This is a genomic window from Clostridium sp. TJA032, assembly GCF_058310275.1.
Window position 1 is genome coordinate 1,476,844 of the sequence record NZ_JBZEFB010000001.1, and the last position, 18,648, is coordinate 1,495,491.

At 29.5% G+C, this 18,648-nt stretch carries 21 protein-coding genes and 4 tRNA genes; 1 reads left to right on the top strand and 24 read right to left on the bottom strand.

What is annotated here, in order from left to right; translation table 11 throughout:
• Positions 1-5 precede the first annotated feature (5 nt).
• The 5 genes from AC4FRL_RS06820 to AC4FRL_RS06840 form a co-directional block, all read right to left on the bottom strand.
• Positions 6-81, bottom strand: a tRNA-Thr gene (locus tag AC4FRL_RS06820).
• 22 nt (positions 82-103) lie between these two features.
• Positions 104-179 (bottom strand) — tRNA-Val (locus tag AC4FRL_RS06825).
• Between the two features lie 4 nt (positions 180-183).
• Positions 184-269, bottom strand: a tRNA-Tyr gene (locus AC4FRL_RS06830).
• A gap of 5 nt (positions 270-274) precedes the next feature.
• Positions 275-350: transfer RNA gene (locus tag AC4FRL_RS06835), tRNA-Thr, on the bottom strand.
• 159 nt (positions 351-509) lie between these two features.
• Positions 510-1,148, bottom strand: a complete 639-nt coding sequence (locus AC4FRL_RS06840; RefSeq protein ID WP_491139448.1) for a hypothetical protein — start codon at positions 1,146-1,148, stop codon at positions 510-512.
• A gap of 158 nt (positions 1,149-1,306) precedes the next feature.
• Here AC4FRL_RS06840 and yyaC point away from each other — a divergent pair, with 158 nt between their 5' ends.
• Entirely contained in the window at positions 1,307-1,834 is a 528-nt protein-coding gene (gene yyaC, locus AC4FRL_RS06845) for a spore protease YyaC (protein WP_491139449.1), read from the top strand.
• A 37-nt stretch (positions 1,835-1,871) separates the two neighbouring features.
• Here the strand turns inward: yyaC and mreB are convergent, their stop codons facing one another.
• The 19 genes from mreB to rpiB all read right to left on the bottom strand — a co-directional run bounded on the left by mreB (position 1,872) and on the right by rpiB (position 18,603).
• Positions 1,872-2,909 (bottom strand): rod shape-determining protein MreB, encoded by a 1,038-nt coding sequence (mreB, locus tag AC4FRL_RS06850; protein WP_491139451.1) that lies wholly within the window; start codon positions 2,907-2,909, stop codon positions 1,872-1,874.
• Between the two features lie 90 nt (positions 2,910-2,999).
• Positions 3,000-3,251 carry a sporulation transcriptional regulator SpoIIID gene (gene spoIIID / locus AC4FRL_RS06855; protein WP_003452341.1) on the bottom strand — a complete coding sequence of 84 codons (252 nt, stop codon included), beginning with the start codon at positions 3,249-3,251 and terminating at the stop codon, positions 3,000-3,002.
• Between the two features lie 68 nt (positions 3,252-3,319).
• Entirely contained in the window at positions 3,320-4,084 is a 765-nt protein-coding gene (locus AC4FRL_RS06860; RefSeq protein ID WP_491139452.1) for a peptidoglycan DD-metalloendopeptidase family protein, read from the bottom strand.
• A 104-nt stretch (positions 4,085-4,188) separates the two neighbouring features.
• Positions 4,189-5,208 (bottom strand): stage II sporulation protein D, encoded by a 1,020-nt coding sequence (gene spoIID / locus AC4FRL_RS06865; RefSeq protein ID WP_491139453.1) that lies wholly within the window; start codon positions 5,206-5,208, stop codon positions 4,189-4,191.
• A 114-nt stretch (positions 5,209-5,322) separates the two neighbouring features.
• On the bottom strand, positions 5,323-6,588 hold the full coding sequence (murA, locus tag AC4FRL_RS06870; protein WP_491139454.1) for a UDP-N-acetylglucosamine 1-carboxyvinyltransferase: 1,266 nt from the start codon (positions 6,586-6,588) through the stop codon (positions 5,323-5,325).
• A gap of 22 nt (positions 6,589-6,610) precedes the next feature.
• Entirely contained in the window at positions 6,611-7,246 is a 636-nt protein-coding gene (locus tag AC4FRL_RS06875; RefSeq protein WP_491139455.1) for a hypothetical protein, read from the bottom strand.
• Positions 7,247-7,409: 163 nt separating this feature from the next.
• Positions 7,410-7,811 carry a F0F1 ATP synthase subunit epsilon gene (locus tag AC4FRL_RS06880; protein WP_491139456.1) on the bottom strand — a complete coding sequence of 134 codons (402 nt, stop codon included), beginning with the start codon at positions 7,809-7,811 and terminating at the stop codon, positions 7,410-7,412.
• Between the two features lie 15 nt (positions 7,812-7,826).
• The gene (gene atpD, locus AC4FRL_RS06885; RefSeq protein WP_491139457.1) at positions 7,827-9,224 is read right to left on the bottom strand and encodes a F0F1 ATP synthase subunit beta; all 1,398 of its coding nucleotides are present in this window, start codon (positions 9,222-9,224) and stop codon (positions 7,827-7,829) included.
• Between the two features lie 13 nt (positions 9,225-9,237).
• On the bottom strand, positions 9,238-10,089 hold the full coding sequence (atpG, locus tag AC4FRL_RS06890; RefSeq protein WP_491139458.1) for an ATP synthase F1 subunit gamma: 852 nt from the start codon (positions 10,087-10,089) through the stop codon (positions 9,238-9,240).
• A gap of 64 nt (positions 10,090-10,153) precedes the next feature.
• Positions 10,154-11,662 (bottom strand): F0F1 ATP synthase subunit alpha, encoded by a 1,509-nt coding sequence (gene atpA, locus AC4FRL_RS06895; protein WP_491139459.1) that lies wholly within the window; start codon positions 11,660-11,662, stop codon positions 10,154-10,156.
• A gap of 10 nt (positions 11,663-11,672) precedes the next feature.
• Positions 11,673-12,212: a F0F1 ATP synthase subunit delta gene (locus tag AC4FRL_RS06900; protein WP_491139460.1), complete on the bottom strand. Its 540-nt coding sequence runs from the start codon at positions 12,210-12,212 to the stop codon at positions 11,673-11,675.
• 2 nt (positions 12,213-12,214) lie between these two features.
• Positions 12,215-12,694 carry a F0F1 ATP synthase subunit B gene (locus AC4FRL_RS06905; RefSeq protein WP_491139461.1) on the bottom strand — a complete coding sequence of 160 codons (480 nt, stop codon included), beginning with the start codon at positions 12,692-12,694 and terminating at the stop codon, positions 12,215-12,217.
• A gap of 99 nt (positions 12,695-12,793) precedes the next feature.
• A complete protein-coding gene (gene atpE, locus AC4FRL_RS06910; RefSeq protein ID WP_491139462.1) occupies positions 12,794-13,012 on the bottom strand; it encodes an ATP synthase F0 subunit C in 219 nt (72 codons plus the stop codon).
• Between the two features lie 59 nt (positions 13,013-13,071).
• Positions 13,072-13,746: a F0F1 ATP synthase subunit A gene (locus AC4FRL_RS06915; RefSeq protein ID WP_491139463.1), complete on the bottom strand. Its 675-nt coding sequence runs from the start codon at positions 13,744-13,746 to the stop codon at positions 13,072-13,074.
• Positions 13,747-13,810: 64 nt separating this feature from the next.
• Complete coding sequence (locus tag AC4FRL_RS06920; protein WP_491139464.1) at positions 13,811-14,167, bottom strand: ATP synthase subunit I; 357 nt, start codon at positions 14,165-14,167, stop codon at positions 13,811-13,813.
• A gap of 666 nt (positions 14,168-14,833) precedes the next feature.
• A complete protein-coding gene (locus AC4FRL_RS06925; RefSeq protein ID WP_491139465.1) occupies positions 14,834-16,012 on the bottom strand; it encodes an acetyl-CoA C-acetyltransferase in 1,179 nt (392 codons plus the stop codon).
• 266 nt (positions 16,013-16,278) lie between these two features.
• Positions 16,279-17,433 carry a non-hydrolyzing UDP-N-acetylglucosamine 2-epimerase gene (wecB, locus tag AC4FRL_RS06930; protein ID WP_491139466.1) on the bottom strand — a complete coding sequence of 385 codons (1,155 nt, stop codon included), beginning with the start codon at positions 17,431-17,433 and terminating at the stop codon, positions 16,279-16,281.
• Between the two features lie 64 nt (positions 17,434-17,497).
• Positions 17,498-18,127 carry a uracil phosphoribosyltransferase gene (gene upp, locus AC4FRL_RS06935; protein WP_491139467.1) on the bottom strand — a complete coding sequence of 210 codons (630 nt, stop codon included), beginning with the start codon at positions 18,125-18,127 and terminating at the stop codon, positions 17,498-17,500.
• Positions 18,128-18,153: 26 nt separating this feature from the next.
• Entirely contained in the window at positions 18,154-18,603 is a 450-nt protein-coding gene (gene rpiB / locus AC4FRL_RS06940; protein WP_491139468.1) for a ribose 5-phosphate isomerase B, read from the bottom strand.
• Positions 18,604-18,648: the final 45 nt, after the last annotated feature.

The following is an 18,648-nucleotide window of genomic DNA, read 5'->3' on the forward strand; positions in this document are numbered from 1 at the left end:
ACTTATGGAGCTGATGATCGGACTTGAACCGATAACCTGCTGATTACAAGTCAGCTGCTCTGCCAATTGAGCCACACCAGCGTATTTATTATTTTATTTTTAATGGTGGTCGCAACAGGGATCGAACCTGTGACCCCCTGCTTGTAAGGCAGGTGCTCTCCCAGCTGAGCTATGCGACCTTATTGGTGGTGGAAGAAGGATTCGAACCTTCGAAGTCGTCCGACAACAGATTTACAGTCTGCCCCCTTTGGCCACTCGGGAATTCCACCACTTATGGAGCTGATGATCGGACTTGAACCGATAACCTGCTGATTACAAGTCAGCTGCTCTGCCAATTGAGCCACACCAGCGTATTTTTAACTTCTATCTCTTGGCTCATCGCCAATCGACAAGACTTAGTATATATTGTTATGCTTTTTATTTCAAACTCAATTTTAAGCCATTTAAAGATATTATGTTAATTTATTTTTAAATTACTCTTTTTTTCTCCAATTTACTTCTTTTTTAACTTATATTTTTTCTTCTATTAGCGATATATTTATAAAAGGATTTAATAATTCTTTTACATACTCAAAATCTTTATAGGATAGCTTCTCTTGAAGTATTTTAAATATATCAATAGCTGCCTCTAACTCATCTGTTCTTTTTATGTGCTTTAATAAAGTTTTATAGTCATCTATAGATAACTCCTTAGATAATTTTAATAATTTAAATTTATCCTTCTTACTTATCTTACTTGGAATAGAGTACTTATCAACTTTAAAAAGCTTTATATTTTCCTTTTTATTTTCTTTTAAGGAATTATTTTTTTCCTTTGAACTACTATTTTTAAATTCATTAACTTTATTTGAATCTTTATTTATTTCTAATTCTTTTTTATCATTTTCTTCTACTTTATTATTTTCATCTTTTTTAATAAAATTATCTTTTTCTATATTACTTTTTTCTTTACTTGGCAAAATTACTTTTTCTTCGTTTAAAGGTGCTTTTTCTACTTTTTCTTTATTGAAATTATTATTTTCATTAAGTACTAAACTTTCTTTTTTCAATTTTATTTTTTCTTTATTTACCTTCGGAATATTTATAATAACTCCTAAAGTTATAATAGTTAAAGTTATTACTAAAATACTTAAAACTTTTCTACTCATAAATTTCTTCACCTCCTCTTTAATAATTTCCACATAAAATATTTTTATACTTGATTTAATATTTCTATTTTTTCCTTCATATAATTAACTGATAGAAACTTAAAATATTAAGAAAGGAGTATGTCAAACTAGTTTTAAGCCTTTGACATAGTGATACCTTGGAAAAAGTGAAAATTTACTATAAAAATAACTTATCATATTATAAAATTTCTAATTTCCTTAAAAATCATATAGATGAAAAAACAATTATAGTATGTATAGGAACAGATAAATGTATTGGTGATTGTCTTGGCCCTATGGTTGGTACATTATTAAAAGAAAAATCTTTTCCTTTAAAGGTTTTTGGAACTTTAAAATCTCCAATTCACGCCTTAAATTTAGATACTGAAATAGATAAAATTTCAAAAGCATATCCTAATCATAAAATACTAGCAATTGATGCTTGCTTAGGTGATGCAAATTCTATTGGAGAAATTCATGTTAGAACTAAGCCAATATATCCTGGAAAAGGTGTTGGAAAAACTTTAAGAAGTGTTGGAAATATTTCTATAATAGCTATAGTAGATTCTTCTGAGAATATAGAATCATTTACTTCTAGACCTATTAGATTAAATTTTATATTAGATATGTCTAAAGTTATAGCAGATTCTTTAGTTACAGCCTATAACTTAAATAAAAAAAATTAACTACATATCTCTTAATCTAAGAGATATGTAGTTAATTTTATTCGTCTATCAATTTAACTTCTAAATTATCCATACTTATATTTAATTTTTCAAATGTCTTTAATACCTTACCAGTACCCTCTGCAACGCATTTTATAGCATCATCTGCTACTTTAACCTTAATGCCTGTCCTTTCCTCAATAAATCTATCAAGTCCATTTAATAAAGCTCCTCCACCAGTCATAAGAATTCCTTCTTCTATTATGTCTGCTGCTAATTCTGGTGGTGTTTTTTCAAGAACAGAATGAACTGCCTCTCCAATTGTGCTAACTTCATCTTTTAAAGCCATTCTAAGCTCATCACTATCAACATTTATAGTTCCTGGTAGTCCTGTAATAAGGTTTCTTCCTTTAACTTCCATAGTTTCTTTTCTATTTCCTTCTACTGCTGTAGCAACGTTTATTTTTAATTCTTCTGCTGTTCTTTCACCAATCATAAGCTTATATTTATTTCTTACAAACTTTATTATAGCTTCATCAAATTTATCACCAGCTACTTTTACAGACTCTCTTATAACAATTCCTCCAAGAGAAATTATTGCTATATCTGCTGTACCTCCACCTATATCAACAACCATATGTCCACTTGCTTTAGATATATCTAAACCTGCTCCTATAGCAGCTGCTAATGGTTCTTCTATAAGGTAAACATCTTTAGCTCCTGAATTTTTTGCTGCATCTATAACAGCTCTCTTCTCTATTTCTGTTGCTTGACAAGGAATACAAATCATAACTTTAGGTGCTGATATTCTTCTATTTCCAACACCTTTTTTTATGAAATATTTAAGCATAGCTTCAGTCATTTCATAATCTGATATAACCCCATTCCTCATAGGTCTAAGTGCAACTATATTTCCAGGTGTTCTTCCAATCATTTGTCTTGCAGCTTCTCCAACAGCTAAAACCTTATTTTTGTTTTTATCTATAGCAACTACTGAGGGCTCTTTTAAGACTATACCTTTATCCTTCATATAGACAAGAACAGTTGCTGTTCCAAGGTCTATACCCATGTCTGTACTGTTTTTCCAAAACCACATATTTACAACTCCCTAATATATAATAATAATTATTATTTTCTATAACATTATACATAAATACTAACTTTTATTATATAAGGAATATTTTCATCATTCAACAACTTTATATTTTAATTTAGTTGCTTTTCCACCTCTTATATGTCTTTCTGCCTTATTTAAATCTAATATACTTTTAGCTTCCTCTGCTATATCTGGATTTATCTTTGGTAATCTTTCAGTCATATCTTTATGTATAGTACTTTTACTAACTCCAAAAACCTTAGCTGTTTTTCTTATTGTAGCTCTTGAATAAATAATGTATTGAGCTACCTCTAACACTCTTTCCTCAATATAATCTTTCAAGAACCATTCCTCCTTAATCTTTTTTATTAAATCAGCTGCTAAAATTAAAGCAGCTGATTATGTATTTTTTATTCCTTTACAGGAACATCTTTTAAATATTTTTGAGGGTCTACTGGTTCTTTAGAATTTTCCATATGGAACATTAAGTAATTTTCTGAAACTCTATCACTTGGATTATTTTGAATTGTTTTTCCAATCTTACCTATAACATCACCTTTTTTAACCACATCCCCTTCTTTAACTTTTATTTCAGGGTCTAAGTTTCCATAGAAACCAACTATGCCATTTTGATGTTCAATCTTTACAAAACAACCTTCTTTTGAATTACCTTTTCCAGCTTCTAAAACTTTTCCATCACCAATTGATAAAACCTCTGCTCCTTCTTTACCTTCTATATCAATACCTTTGTAAACAGAAGCACTTTGTCCTGATTCATTTAATCTTGGTTCTAAATTATAAAGCCTTGTAATTATCCCATTATTAATAGGTGATATAAAATTTTTATTTTGATTTGATGTTTCTACAACTTCCTCTTGTTTTTTTGCTTCTTCTTCTACATTTTCTTGAACTTTGTTTTCATTAGTAGCTACCTCTTCCTTTGCAACTTCTTTATTTTCTTCAACTAACTCAGCATCTTCAAAATTGTTTCCTGTTGTAGCACTATCCTCTGTATTTTCTATAGTATTCTCTGCTATATTTTCTTCTAAAGTATCATTTGCACTTTTATTTGCAACAACTACGCCTACAGTTGCTATTAAACATAGACAGGCAAATAAAACTACATAAAATCCATCCTTTTTGATAAATCTCTTTAATTTGTCTTTTTTATTCATTTTCAACACCTCCGTTTCTAATTCTGTCCATATATCCTAAATTAATACATAAATTAAAAAATCTTTTTAATAAAAAAAGAGTAGACAAATTGTCTACTCTAAAATTAAATAAACACCTCCTTAGAAGATTGTACTTTACTATTTGTAAAATAATGATTTAATATTTCCTTATAACTTTTTCCTTCTTTCCCCATAATATTTGCACCCCATTGACTCATTCCTACACCATGTCCATATCCTAAAACATTTATCTTTATTTTTCCTTCTAAAAACTCTAAAGTAAAATTAGCCGAATTCAAATTAAATATTTTTCTAAATTCTTTACCTTTAATTGTTTTATTACCTATTTTTATTTCATTTACTGTTCCACCAGTATTTCTGCTTATTATTTTTATTTCTTCATTATTGATATTATTTATTTTTACACTCTTAATATATTTCTTTACTGTATCTTTAAACTCCTTAAAAGATACTAAAACTTCGCTTTTATATTTTGGAGATACTTCCTCACCTGGACTTTTAACAGACTTTAAATAAGGTATATCTTCAGAAAAAACAGCTATAGAATCTTCTGTATTTCCTGAACTTGTTGAAAAATATTGAGGATATTTAGCAATTTTACCCTCATAAGATAAAACCTCTCCCTCTGTACTAGATACTGCACTTTTTATTTTATTTAAATATTCTTCTCCCTTCTTTCCCCAAAGCTTCTTCTTTTCCTCTATATTAGTATAAACTTGACAATGAGTTGTATCACAAATATCGCCCTCTTTTATATTTGAACATTTAGAAACTAATTTATTTATCACAAAAGTTCTTGCTAAAATAGCTTGTGCTTTTATCGCTTCTTCATTAAAAGATGCAGGCATTTCACTAGATACTACAGATAAAACATACTCTTCTAAATTAACTTTTTTAACTTTCTTTTCTTTAGATATGTAGACTTCAACTTCTTCTAAGTTAACCTTATCTATTAGTTTTTCTCCCTTTACTTCCTCTATATTATCTCTTTTTTCAATAGTTTTTGAGGTTGAAAATATTCCAAAGAAAATAGGTATTAAAAATACAATTATTAATATTATTACAATAAAAATTAACGGCTCTAAATCTCTTTTTCTTAACATAATTCCTCCTAAGACTTATTAATACAGTCTATGTATATGCTAAGCTTTATAAAAGTCGAACTTATAAAATAATTTATTTACAATAAAAAAAGTCAACAGCAAAATGCTGTTGACTTATATTCTATTTATATCAGCTCCTAAAGCTTTAAATTTGCTTTCTATTTCAACATATCCTCTATCTATATGATGTATATCTGTAACTATTGTTTCTCCTGAAGCTACAAGTCCTGCTAAAATAAGTGCAGCACCTGCTCTTAAATCAGTTGCTTTAACTTCACAACCAGTAAGATTTGTAACACCTTCAATTAAAGCAGATTTTCCTTCTACTTGTATATTAGCTCCCATACGTCTTAATTCATCTACATTCATAAATCTGTTTTCAAAAACATTTTCAGTAATAATGCTACTTCCCCTAGCTAAGCTTAACAAACTCATCATTTGTGATTGCATGTCAGTAGGGTATCCTGGATATGGTTGAGTTTTTATATTTATAGGTTTTATATCACAATTTCCCTTTACTATAATACTGTTTTTATCATCTTTAACATCATAAAACTCTACTCCAGCTTCAGTTAATTTAGATATTATTCCTGAACAATGGTCTTTATTAACACCATTTATTTTTATTTCTGAACCTGTTATGGCTGCTGCAACCATAAAAGTTCCTGCTTCTATTCTATCGTATATAGGAGTATATTTTGTTGATTTTAAAGACTCTACTCCTTCTATTATTATTTGTCCTGGTTTTTCTATATAAATTTTAGCTCCCATAGAATTTAAGAAATTAATTAAATCATTTATTTCAGGCTCTTGAGCTGCATTTTCTATAACTGTAGTTCCCTTTGCCATTGTAGCTGCCATCATTATATTTTCTGTTGCGCCAACGGAAGGAAAATCTAAATATATTTTGTTTCCTACTAACCTTTTAGCCTTTATACAAACAAAACCATTTCCACAGTTACTATCCTCAGCTCCTAAAGCTCTTAATCCCTTTAGATGAAGTTCTATAGGCCTTGAACCTATATTACAACCTCCTGGCCTTGATAATTTAAATTCTCCATATTTAGCTATCATAGGACCCATAATTAAAAAAGAAGCCCTCATTTTTTTTACCAAGTCCTCATTTGGAATTAATGGCTCCCTATTTAAAGGGGGTATAAATAAACTATTTGATTTTTTATCTATTTTTAACTCATAACCTAGCTGTTCCATTAAGTTACAAATTGTATATACATCCTTAAGCATAGGCAATTCATTTATCAGTACATCTTCAGTAGCTAATATGCTTCCTGCTATTATAGGTAAGACTGAGTTTTTAGCTGTATTTATATTTACTTCTCCACTTAATTTTTTTCCACCTTTTACTACTATTTTATCCATATTATCCTCCATTAAAATTATTTTAATATGTTTTGAATATAATAGGAGTTCCTATAATAATGCTCCTATCTTTCTCATATGTCATAATGGAGTAATTAAACTGGTAATCACTCTTAAGATTTATCATTCCTGTTCTTCCATTTTTTAAATCAAAGCTTTCTACTTCCTTAATTATATTTTTTCCTATAGTTTCTATAATACTTTCCTCTATTTTATCTATACTATTATTTTCTCTAATATCGCCTTTAATATAAGTATAATATTTTATATTTTTCATGTTTTTATTATGAAAAACTTGAAAATCTTTCTTTATACTATTTATGTTTATTTTATTTTTAGAAGTTAAAATTATTTCTCCTCTTGAATAATCACTTTCACATACTAAGTTTATTTCAATTAAAACTTCTTCCATAACACCTTTTAAATAAACATTTTCTTTATTTTTTTCTATTTGAAATTTTTCAAAATCTACTTTATCTAAAATATGATTCATTTCTTTATATATATTTTCTTCAATATTATACTCTATCTTCATTCCATACTCTTCTATATTAAATTTACTTTCTAATTTAGAATAAATCATGCTATCTATATTAAAAGTGCTTGTACTAAAAATCATTGAAAAACAAATTAATGCTGATAGTAAGAAATTATTCATAAAAATCACCCCTTCAACTAAATTATTGTCAAAGTTATCATTTTTATACATTATTTTAATTACTATATTATCAATATATTATAATCATCTTAAAAGGTTCTATAAATTAAGTAAAATATATAAATAAAAAAAGCATACAGTAAAACTGTATGCTTTATATAAATTACATTTCTTTTAATTTTAATCTAGACATAGCTCTTGCTAAAGCTAATTTAGCTCTCTTCTCATCTATGTCATCAGTCTTATTCTTTAATCTTTCAACAGCTCTTTCCTTAGCACTCATAGCTCTAGCTTCGTCGATTTCTTCTGGCCATTCTGCTGAATTTACACAAAAAGTAACTTCATTATTTTGAACCTTCATTAATCCTGTAGAAGTAAATAAATATTTACTTTCTCCATTTTCATCGTCTATTCTAGTGATTGTAGGAATAGTTGCTGTTAAATAAGGTTGATGCCCTGCTAATATTTCAAATTCACCAATAGCATTTTTACATAAGACCTTTGTAACTTCACCTGAAACAAGTACTCTTTCTGGTGTTGTAACAATTAATTTAAATTTATTCATTTTTATTCACCCCTTTTATTGGGCCATTGCACTAGCTTTTTCTAGTACTTCTTCTATTGTTCCAGCAAATAAGAAAGCTGATTCAGGAACATTATCATGTCTACCATCTAATATTTCTTTAAATCCTCTTATAGTATCTTTTATTGGAACATATCTTCCTTGCATTCCAGTAAATTGTTCTGCTACTGTAAATGGTTGTGATAAGAATTTTTGTATTCTTCTTGCTCTAGCAACTATTAATTTATCTTCATCTGCAAGTTCATCAACACCAAGGATAGCTATGATATCTTGAAGTTCTTTATATCTTTCAAGTATATGTTTAACCTTTGAAGCAACTTCATAGTGTTCTTCTCCAACAACTCTTGGGTCTAATATTCTTGATGAAGAATCTAGTGGGTCAACTGCTGGATATATACCTATTTCAGCTATACTTCTTGATAAAACTGTTTTTGCATCAAGATGGTTGAATGTTGTAGCTGGAGCTGGGTCAGTTAAGTCGTCGGCTGGTACGTATACCGCTTGAACAGATGTAATTGATCCATGAGTAGTTGATGTAATTCTCTCTTGAAGAGCACCCATCTCTGTAGCAAGAGTTGGTTGGTAACCAACAGCTGATGGTATTCTTCCTAATAAAGCTGAAACCTCAGATCCTGCTTGTGAGAATCTGAATATGTTATCTATAAATAATAACACGTCTTGCCCTTGATCTCTGAAGTACTCCGCCATTGTAAGTCCTGTTAAAGCAACTCTCATTCTTGCTCCAGGTGGTTCGTTCATTTGTCCAAATACTAATGCTGTATTTTTTATAACTCCTGAATCTTTCATTTCATAATAAAGGTCATTACCTTCTCTTGATCTTTCTCCAACTCCTGTAAATACAGAAAGTCCACCGTGCTCTTTAGCTATGTTGTTTATAAGCTCTTGTATAAGAACTGTTTTACCAACACCGGCACCTCCAAATAGACCAATCTTACCACCTCTTTGATAAGGTGCTAAAAGATCTATTACCTTTATTCCAGTTTCAAACATTTGAGGAACAACTGATTGTTCTTCAAATGATGGAGCTGGTCTATGAATTGGATATTTTTCTTCATGATTAACTTCAGCTCCACTATCTAGTGGTTTACCTAATACGTTAAATATTCTTCCTAATACGCATTCACCAACTGGTACTGATATAGGTGCCCCTGTATCAACAGCGTCAACACCTCTTCTTAGTCCTTCAGTAGCTTCCATAGCTATAGTTCTAACTATATCGTCTCCTACGTGTTGCTCTACCTCACAAACTAAGATTTTTCCATCATCCATTTTTATGTGTATTGCATTAAATATATTAGGAAGTTCATCATTTGCAAATTTTATATCTACAACTGGTCCAATAACTTGAACTACTTTACCTATATTATTAGACATTTTGAGTACCTCCTTATTTTTGTGCTTCTGCTCCACCAACGATTTCTGATATCTCTTGAGTGATTATGCTTTGTCTTATTCTGTTATACTTAGCATCTAATGAGTTTAATAAATCATCGGCATTTTTACTTGCTCCGTCCATTGCTTGCATTCTAGCACTTTGTTCACTAGCTTTTGAATTAAACATAGCATTCATGAATTTACCTTTTAAGTATGATGAAACTAATGAATCTATTAATTCATCTTCATCTGGTTCAACTGAGAATGAAACATTTCCTTTTTCTGCAACTAAATCTAAAGGTAAAAGTTTTTCCTCAACAACCTCTTGCTTAACAGGTGAGAAGAATTTAGTATAAACTAAATTTACCTCTCCAAAATTTCCATCTAAAAATTCTTTAACAGCTCTATTTACTATAGTTGATGCATCACCAATATTTGGTGTATCTCCTAAATCAACATATTCTGCTAAAGTAGAAATCTTGTTTTTCTTAACATAATGGATACCTCTTTTTCCAACTACTATAGCTTCTATATTTTGAATATTATTTTCATAATGATCTCTTACAAAAGCTGCAGTATTACCATTAAATCCACCACATAATCCTGAGTCTGATGCTAATAAAATTATTAACTTTTTAGGATTATCATTGGGTTTAAGTAAAGGATTATCATTGCTATTTAATGATCCGATTAATTCTCTAGCAATTTCATCTAGACTACTAAAATATTGATTGTTTTCATTTAGCTTTTGTCTAGCTTTTGTTAACTTAGAAGTGGCAACAAGTCCCATAGCTTTTGTTATTTTTCTTGTGTTTGTGATACTTTTTATTCTTCTTTTAATTTCTAAAAGTCCTGCACCTGCCATTTAAGATCCACCTCCATTCTTAAAAATGTGGGCATAGCTTTAATTAAAAAGCTATGCTCTTTTATTACATTAAGAATATTTTTTTAAATTCTACTATAGCACTTTCTAAAGCAGATTTTAATTCATCATCTAAAACCTTCTTATCTAATATTGCTTTACCAATTTCTCTGTGATGAGTATCCATATATTCTAAGAATTCTTTTTCGAATCTCTTAATATCTGAAACTTTTATATCTAATAAGAAATTGTTAACAGCAGAATATATTATCATAATTTGCTTTTCAACTGCCATTGGCTTATATTGATCTTGTTTTAAGATTTCTATAAGTCTCTTACCTTTTTCAAGTCTTGATTGAGTATCTTTATCAAGGTCTGAACCAAATTGAGCAAATGATGCTAATTCTCTATATTGAGCAAGTTCTAGTCTTAAAGTACCTGAAACTTGTTTCATTGCTTTTATTTGAGCATTTCCTCCAACCCTTGAAACTGATATACCAGGGTTAACAGCTGGTCTTTGTCCTGCGTTGAATAACTCAGTTTCTAAGAATATTTGTCCATCTGTTATTGATATAACGTTTGTTGGAATATATGCTGTTACGTCTCCTGCTAATGTTTCTATTATTGGAAGTGCTGTTAATGATCCACCACCGTTTTCTTTTGATAACTTAGCAGCTCTTTCAAGTAATCTTGAATGTATGTAGAATACGTCCCCTGGATAAGCTTCTCTTCCTGGTGGTCTTCTAATTAATAGTGACATTGTTCTATAAGCAACTGCATGTTTACTTAAGTCATCATATATGATTAATACATTTTTACCCTTATTCATGAAGTATTCACCCATTGTGCATCCTGAATATGGTGCGATGTATTGTAATGGAGCTGACTCTGATGCTGATGCTGTTACAACTATTGAGTAATCCATAGCTCCTTCTTCAGTTAAAGTGTTAACTATGTTAGCTACTGTAGATTGTTTTTGTCCAATAGCAACATATATACATATAACATCTTTACCTTTTTGGTTAATTATAGTATCTATAGCTATAGCAGTTTTACCTGTTTGTCTATCACCTATAATTAATTCCCTTTGTCCTCTACCTATTGGTATCATTGAGTCAATTGCTTTAATACCTGTTTGTAAAGGCTCATTAACAGAACTTCTTTCTAGAATACCAGGTGCTGGTATTTCTATAGCTCTGTATCCATTATTTTTTATAGGACCTTTTCCGTCTATAGGTTGACCTAATGAATTTACAACTCTACCTATTAAGTCCTCACCTACTGGTACTTCAACTATTTTTCCAGTTCTTTTAACGATGTCGCCCTCTTTTATTCCTTCTTCAGAACCTAAAAGAACACAACCAACGTTATCCTGCTCTAAGTTAAGAGCCATACCGAATACTTGATTAGGGAATTCAAGAAGCTCACCTTCCATACAATCCTCTAATCCGTAAACTCTGGCAACTCCGTCACCTATCTGTATGATAGTACCAGAATCAACAGTTTCTAACTCTTTTTCATAGTTTTTTATTTCATTCTTGATTATAGAAGTTATTTCTTCTGGTTTAATATGCATAGACTCACCTCTATTCTCTCTTAAGCATTATCTGTTTCATATCATCAAGTCTAGATTTAACAGTACCATCTATAACATCATCGCCAACTCTGACATAAAGTCCTCCAATGATACTCTTATCTATCTCTTGTCTTAATAATATTTTCTTTGAGTATTTATTTTCTAACTTTTCTACAAGTCTTTTAACTTCATCATCTGTTAGCTTAATAACACTTTTAACTTCTGCAAGTAAGGTGTTATTTTTCTCTAAATGGATTTTTTCCATTTCTTTTAATTTTTCTCTTAGATAAAGTATTCTATCTTTTTCTATAAGAACCATTAAGAATGAAAGTAAATCCTCATCTATTTTTCCTTCAAATATGTTTCTAAAAGTCTTTTTCTTTCTTACAGTACTTATTTGAGGATGTTTTATTATTTCATAAAACTCTTTATTTCCATAAATGATATCACAGATTTCTCTTAAATCATTCATGTACTCTTCAACTTTATTTTTTTCTTCGGCAACTTCATATAGAGCTAAGGCATATCTACGATCTAAATATTCATACATAATTAGATACCTACCTTTTCAATAAAATCATTTATTAATTCTCTATGTTTAGATTCGTCAATAGATTCTCCAAGTGCTTTCTCAGAAAGCATTACAGAAATATCAACTACTTGTTGCTTTAATTCGTATTTTGCTTTTTCTTCTTCTCTTTGAATTTCAATATTAGCTCTATTTATTATAGCCTCAGCTTCTCTATGAGCATCATCAACTATTTCTTTATAAATTCTATCAGCTTCTTTTTTCTGTTCTTCTCTAAGCTTTCTGCCCTCTTCTTTTGCAGATTTAAGAATTCTTTCATTGTCTAATCTTAATCTTCTTGCTTTTTCTGCATCTTCATCGGCTTTTAAGATAGTTTCATCTATAGCCTCTTGTCTTTCATCGATGGCTTTTTTGATTTTGTTCCAGAAAAAATGTTTTAATATAAGAATTAATATTATAAAGTTAATGATTGTAGCTAATATTCTCATAAAATCTATTTCCATATATCAATCACAGCCTCCCTTCGGAGTCAATTATATTAACTCTATTATCTTTATTTATTAATTACTACAAGTTCTTAATAAAAAGTACGTAATTTGATATTAAGCAACGAATAATAAGATTATTGATACAACTAATCCATAGATAGCTGTTGCTTCTGAAAGACCAGCTCCCATGATGAATAAACTTTGAATCTTATCTGATGCTTCTGGTTGTCTTGCAGTTGCTTGTAACGCTCCTGCAGTCGCAATACCTATACCTATACCTGCTCCTATACCTGCTAATACAGCTATACCTGCTGCTAATAACTTCATATCCATTAAAAATTCCTCCTTTTTCAAATCAAATAAGGTTTTTTGATTTGTCTTCTTAACTTTTCTTAGTGATCTGCTATTATTTTAATATTTACCATAGTTAACATAGTAAATACTATCATTTGTATTGTTCCATCAAAAACATCGAAGAAACCATGTGCTAGTATTGGTACCCCTAATTGTGCAAACCAAGTTATATGACCTAAACCTGAATACATTAAGTCAATTAATAGAGTAGCCGCTAGCATATTACCGAATAAACGTAGTGCAAGAGATACTGGGAAAATAATTCTCTCCATTAGGTTTAAAGGTAACATTAGTGGATAAGGCTTTAAATATCCTTTTAGATATCCTCCAATATGACATCTACGTATAGCATTAACATGAACAACAACAAAGGAAGTAATTGCTAATGCCACTGCAACACTTAAATCTTGAGTAGGAGGTGCAAGCCCTATTAAACCATAAAAGTTTAATATTAGTAGGAATATTGCTAAAGTTCCTATATAAGGCACAAAACCAATATAACTTTCCCCCATGTTGCTTTTTACTAAGTTGTAAATTGTTTGATAGATTGTTTCTAAAACAACTTGTAACTTACCAGGTTTCTTTTTAAGATTTCTAGTTGATAAGATAGCAAAAATTATAATAACAAGCATAGCTGCCCATTGAAAAATAATTGTACTACTTATACTTATACTACCAATCTTAACTGTAAACATTGGTGAAAAGATATCCACGGAATCACTCCCTTTCTATCTTAGTATTAATTTATATATGTATATAAATATTTATTTACTTTTATCATAAGGCCTTATTTCTTTTAGTATAAATAAATATTGATATCTGATGTAAAATAAATCCTACTAAGTAAAATGCTAATTCCTTAACATTTCTCATAAAAAATAATGTAAATAAAAGAATCAAAAGCATTCTCAAAATGAAGCTTATTTGTATTTTAAAAGCTCCTCTTCTTTCACTTATGACTTTATTAATTACAATTGCATTTACTGTAAAGTTAATTGTTGCAATTAAACTTCCAACTAAAAAAGCCACCCCAAATCTAAAATTAAAAAAACTAATTAACAGGGTTGCTACTATTGTCAATAAAACATTAGTTTTATTAATGGATAAAACTAAACCTTTAATTTTAGCGTTCACATATAACCTCCATCATTCTGCAATGTACTTTACTAATTATATTCCCGAATGTAATATTAATAAAATTTAAATTTAGCTTGTATTTATTAATATTCCTATATTTTAAAGTGTTTTTAACTATTTCCTTCATTTTTACTCTCAAAAACTCTCATTTTCTCTTTTACAAATTATTTATGAAGTCTTTTGAATTTATACTTTCATTTTTCCGAATTTTTAAATTAATACTAAGTACCCCAAGTTAAAATCCGATTACTATTTTCGATTTTGAAATCCTTTTTTAAAAGTTTTTATTGTGAAATTCCATATTTTATTGTGCATTTTGTGAAAAAACTCTTAAACCACTATTAAGAATATAGCATACAACTTAAAAGGTTTTGAATAACCTCTTTTATATTTATTCACATTTTTTTATATTTTTTTTTTAATTTAAACAAATTTCTCACCTTTAATCCTATTTTTTTCTATTACTATTAATATTATTCATGATTTTTATAGAAACTAAAGTAAATTGTATAAATTTAAATATGAAATTTTTCTACTATTAAGGTGCAATTTATATAGTATATTTTTAACTTTTATCATAAAATATTCAATAAAAATTTAAAAAGGTATCATCCTATATAGAATGATACCTTTAAAATATATATTATAATAATGGTAAACTTATTATCTTTCTACAATTAGAGCAGTTCCCATTCCTCCACCTATACAAAGAGTTGCTAAACCTTTTTTAGCATCTCTCTTTATCATTTCATGAAGTAATGTAACTAAAATTCTAGCTCCTGAAGCACCAACTGGATGTCCTAAAGCTATAGCTCCACCATTTACATTTACCTTACTCATATCAAATTCTAAGTCTTTAGCAACTGCTAAACTTTGAGCTGCAAAAGCTTCATTTGCTTCTATTAAATCAAGGTCATTAACTGTTAATCCTGTTCCTTCTAAAGCTTTTTTAGTTGCATGGAATGGACCATAACCCATTATTGAAGGTTCTAATCCCTTTGAACCATAAGAAACTATTTTACAAATAGGTGTTATTCCTAATTCTTTTGCTTTTTCAGCACTCATTACAACTAAAGCAGCAGCACCATCATTTATACCTGAAGCATTACCTGCTGTAACTGTACCATCTTTTTTAAATGCTGGTCTTAGTTTTCCTAACTTTTCAGCTGTTGTTCCAAATCTAGGGAACTCATCTGTATCAAATACTATAGGTTCTCCCTTTCTTTGTGGAATTACAACTGGAACGATTTCATCTTTAAATTTACCAGCTTTTATAGCTTCTTCTGCTTTTCTTTGAGAATTTGCAGCAAATTCATCTTGCATTTCTCTAGTTATTCCCCATTGTTCTGCTATGTTTTCAGCTGTTATACCCATATGATATCCATTAAAAGCATCTGTTAAAGCATCATTAACCATAGCATCAACCATTTTTCCATCGCCCATTCTTTGACCAAATCTTGCTGTTCTTAAGATATAAGGTCCTTGTGACATATTTTCCATACCACCAGCTACTATAATATCAGCATCACCTGCTTTTATCATTTGAGCAGCTAATGCTACACATCTTAATCCTGAACCACAAACCTTATTAATTGTCATTGAAGGAATATCTACTGGTAAACCAGCTTTTACAGCAGCTTGTCTTGCTGGATTTTGACCTAAGCCTGCTTGAATTACATTTCCCATTAAAACCTCATCTACACATTCTGGTTTTATATTTGCTCTATTTAAAGCTTCCTTAATAACTAAAGCTCCTAAATCTACAGCAGGTACATCCTTTAATGAACCACCAAAAGAACCTAGTGCTGTTCTTACTGCACTTGCAATAACTACCTCTCTCATATCAAATACCTCCCATTTTAGTTAAAAATTATCAAAATTTTATTTTTTTTCTAACTGATTTAATTATACCTTTAAAATTATTACCTTTCAATATTTTTTGTTAAATTTTAAACAATCTTTTTCTCTATTTTTTATCTTTTTGAAAAAAAAGACAGATAATTAAGCTTTATTATAGAAGTATACCTTTAAAATTTCTATAATATTCTAATTATCTGTCTATATTTTACATTTATTGAAAATATATTTATTTATTTTTTTAACAAAGTTTATTTACTAACGAACTCTTCAACTACTTCATCACTTTTTCCAAAATAATTTAAAATAGCTTTAACTATTCTTTCAGAAGCTTTACCATCTCCATATGGATTTATAGCTTTACTCATTTTTATATAAGCTTCTTTATCATTTATAAGAGTATTAGCCTCTTCAACTATTTTGTCTACATCAGTACCAACTAATTTAACAGTTCCAGATTGAACAGCTTCTGGTCTTTCTGTAACATCTCTTAAAACTAATACTGGTTTTCCTAAATGCGGTGCTTCTTCTTGTAGTCCACCTGAATCAGTCATAACCATAAAGCATTTATTCATTAAGTTATGAGTTTCTTTTGTATCAAGTGGCGGTAAAAGATGAACTCTTTCTTTTCCATCAAGATTTTTATAAACTACATCTTTTACAACTGGATTTAAATGAACAAGATAAACTAATTCAACATCTTTGTTCTCTTCAACTATTTTATTTAAAGCTGTACAGATATTTTCTATACCTTCTCCCCAGTTTTCTCTTCTATGAGCAGTTATCATTATAACCTTTTTATTTTTAAAATCTATTTTGTTTAATTCGTCATTTTCAAAAACGTAGTTATCTTCTACAGTATGTTCCATAGCATCTATTACAGTATTACCTGTAATTTTTATGTCATTTTCATTTATTCCTTCTCTTAAAAGGTTAGCCTTTGAACCTTTAGTTGGAGCAAAATGTAAATCTGCTAAAGCTCCTGTTAATTTTCTATTCATTTCCTCTGGGAATGGGAAATACTTATCAAAAGTTCTAAGTCCTGCTTCAACATGACCTACTCTTATTTGTTGATAAAATGCTGCTAAAGCACCTGCGAAAGTAGTAGTAGTATCGCCATGAACAAGTATCATATCTGGCTTTTCTTCTATAAATACTTTTTCTAATCCTTCTAAAACTCTGTTTGTTATTCCTGTAAGAGTTTGACGATTTTTCATTATGTCTAGGTCAAAATCAGGTTTTATATCAAATAACTCTAAAACTTGATCTAGCATTTGTCTATGCTGAGCAGTTACGCAAACCTTTGACTCTATTTCTGATCTTTTTTCTAACTCTTTTACTAGTGGAGCCATTTTTATAGCTTCCGGTCTTGTTCCAAAGATAGTTAAAACTTTTATCTTTTCCATGAATCATTTACCTCCAAAAATAATTAATAGCTACTTAAAATTTAAGTAGCTATTTAAATTATAACTATTTTGTTCCAAATAGTCTATCTCCTGCATCACCTAATCCAGGAACAATATATCCATGATCATTTAATTTCTCATCAATACAAGCTACATATATATCTACATCTGGATGAGCTTTTTTAACAAATTCTATGCCTTCTGGTGAAGAAATTAAGCACATAAGTCTTATTTGCTTAGCCCCTCTTTTCTTTAAAAGAGTTATAGCATCTGCTGCTGAACCTCCTGTAGCTAACATTGGATCTACAACTATTACATCTCTTTCTGCTATATCTTGTGGTAACTTACAGAAGTATTCTACAGGTTGAAGTGTTTCCTCATCTCTATATAAACCTATATGTCCTACTTTTGCAGCTGGTATAAGTTGTAGCATACCATCTACCATACCTAAACCTGCTCTTAATATTGGAACTATAGCAACTTTTTTTCCTGATAAAACCTTACATTTAGTTTTACAAACTGGAGTTTCTATATCAATTTCTTCCATAGGAAGATTTCTTGTTACCTCATAAGCCATAAGCATAGAAACTTCACTTACTAACTCTCTAAAATCCTTAGACCCTGTATTTTTATCTCTTATAAAAGCTAACTTATGCAGTATAAGTGGATGTGTTATTTCTGTTACATTACTCATTTTATCTTCCTCCTAAAATCTCTATATTATTTTGAATATTTTTCTTCAATAGCTGTTATTTTATCTATTCTTTTTTGATGTCTTCCACCTTCAAATTCTGAATTTAAAAAAGTGTCAACTATATCTAAAGCTAATCCTGGTCCTACAACTCTCTCACCCATAGCTAAAATATTTGCATTATTATGTTGTCTTGTTGCATGAGCACTAAATGTGTCAGAACATAAAGAAGCTCTTATTCCTGGAACTTTATTTGCAGCTATAGATATACCTATACCAGTTCCACAAATTAATATACCAAAATCAAACTCTTTATTAGCTACAGCTTCTGCAACCTGTATAGATATATCAGGATAATCACAAGATTCTGTGCTGTATGTACCAAAATCCTTTACTTCAATACCTTTTTCTTGTAAATGCTTTATCACTGTGTTTTTTAAATTAAATCCACCATGATCACAACCTATTGCTATTTTCATTTCGTTAACCTCCATTATACCTATTTAAATTAATATATTATTTTA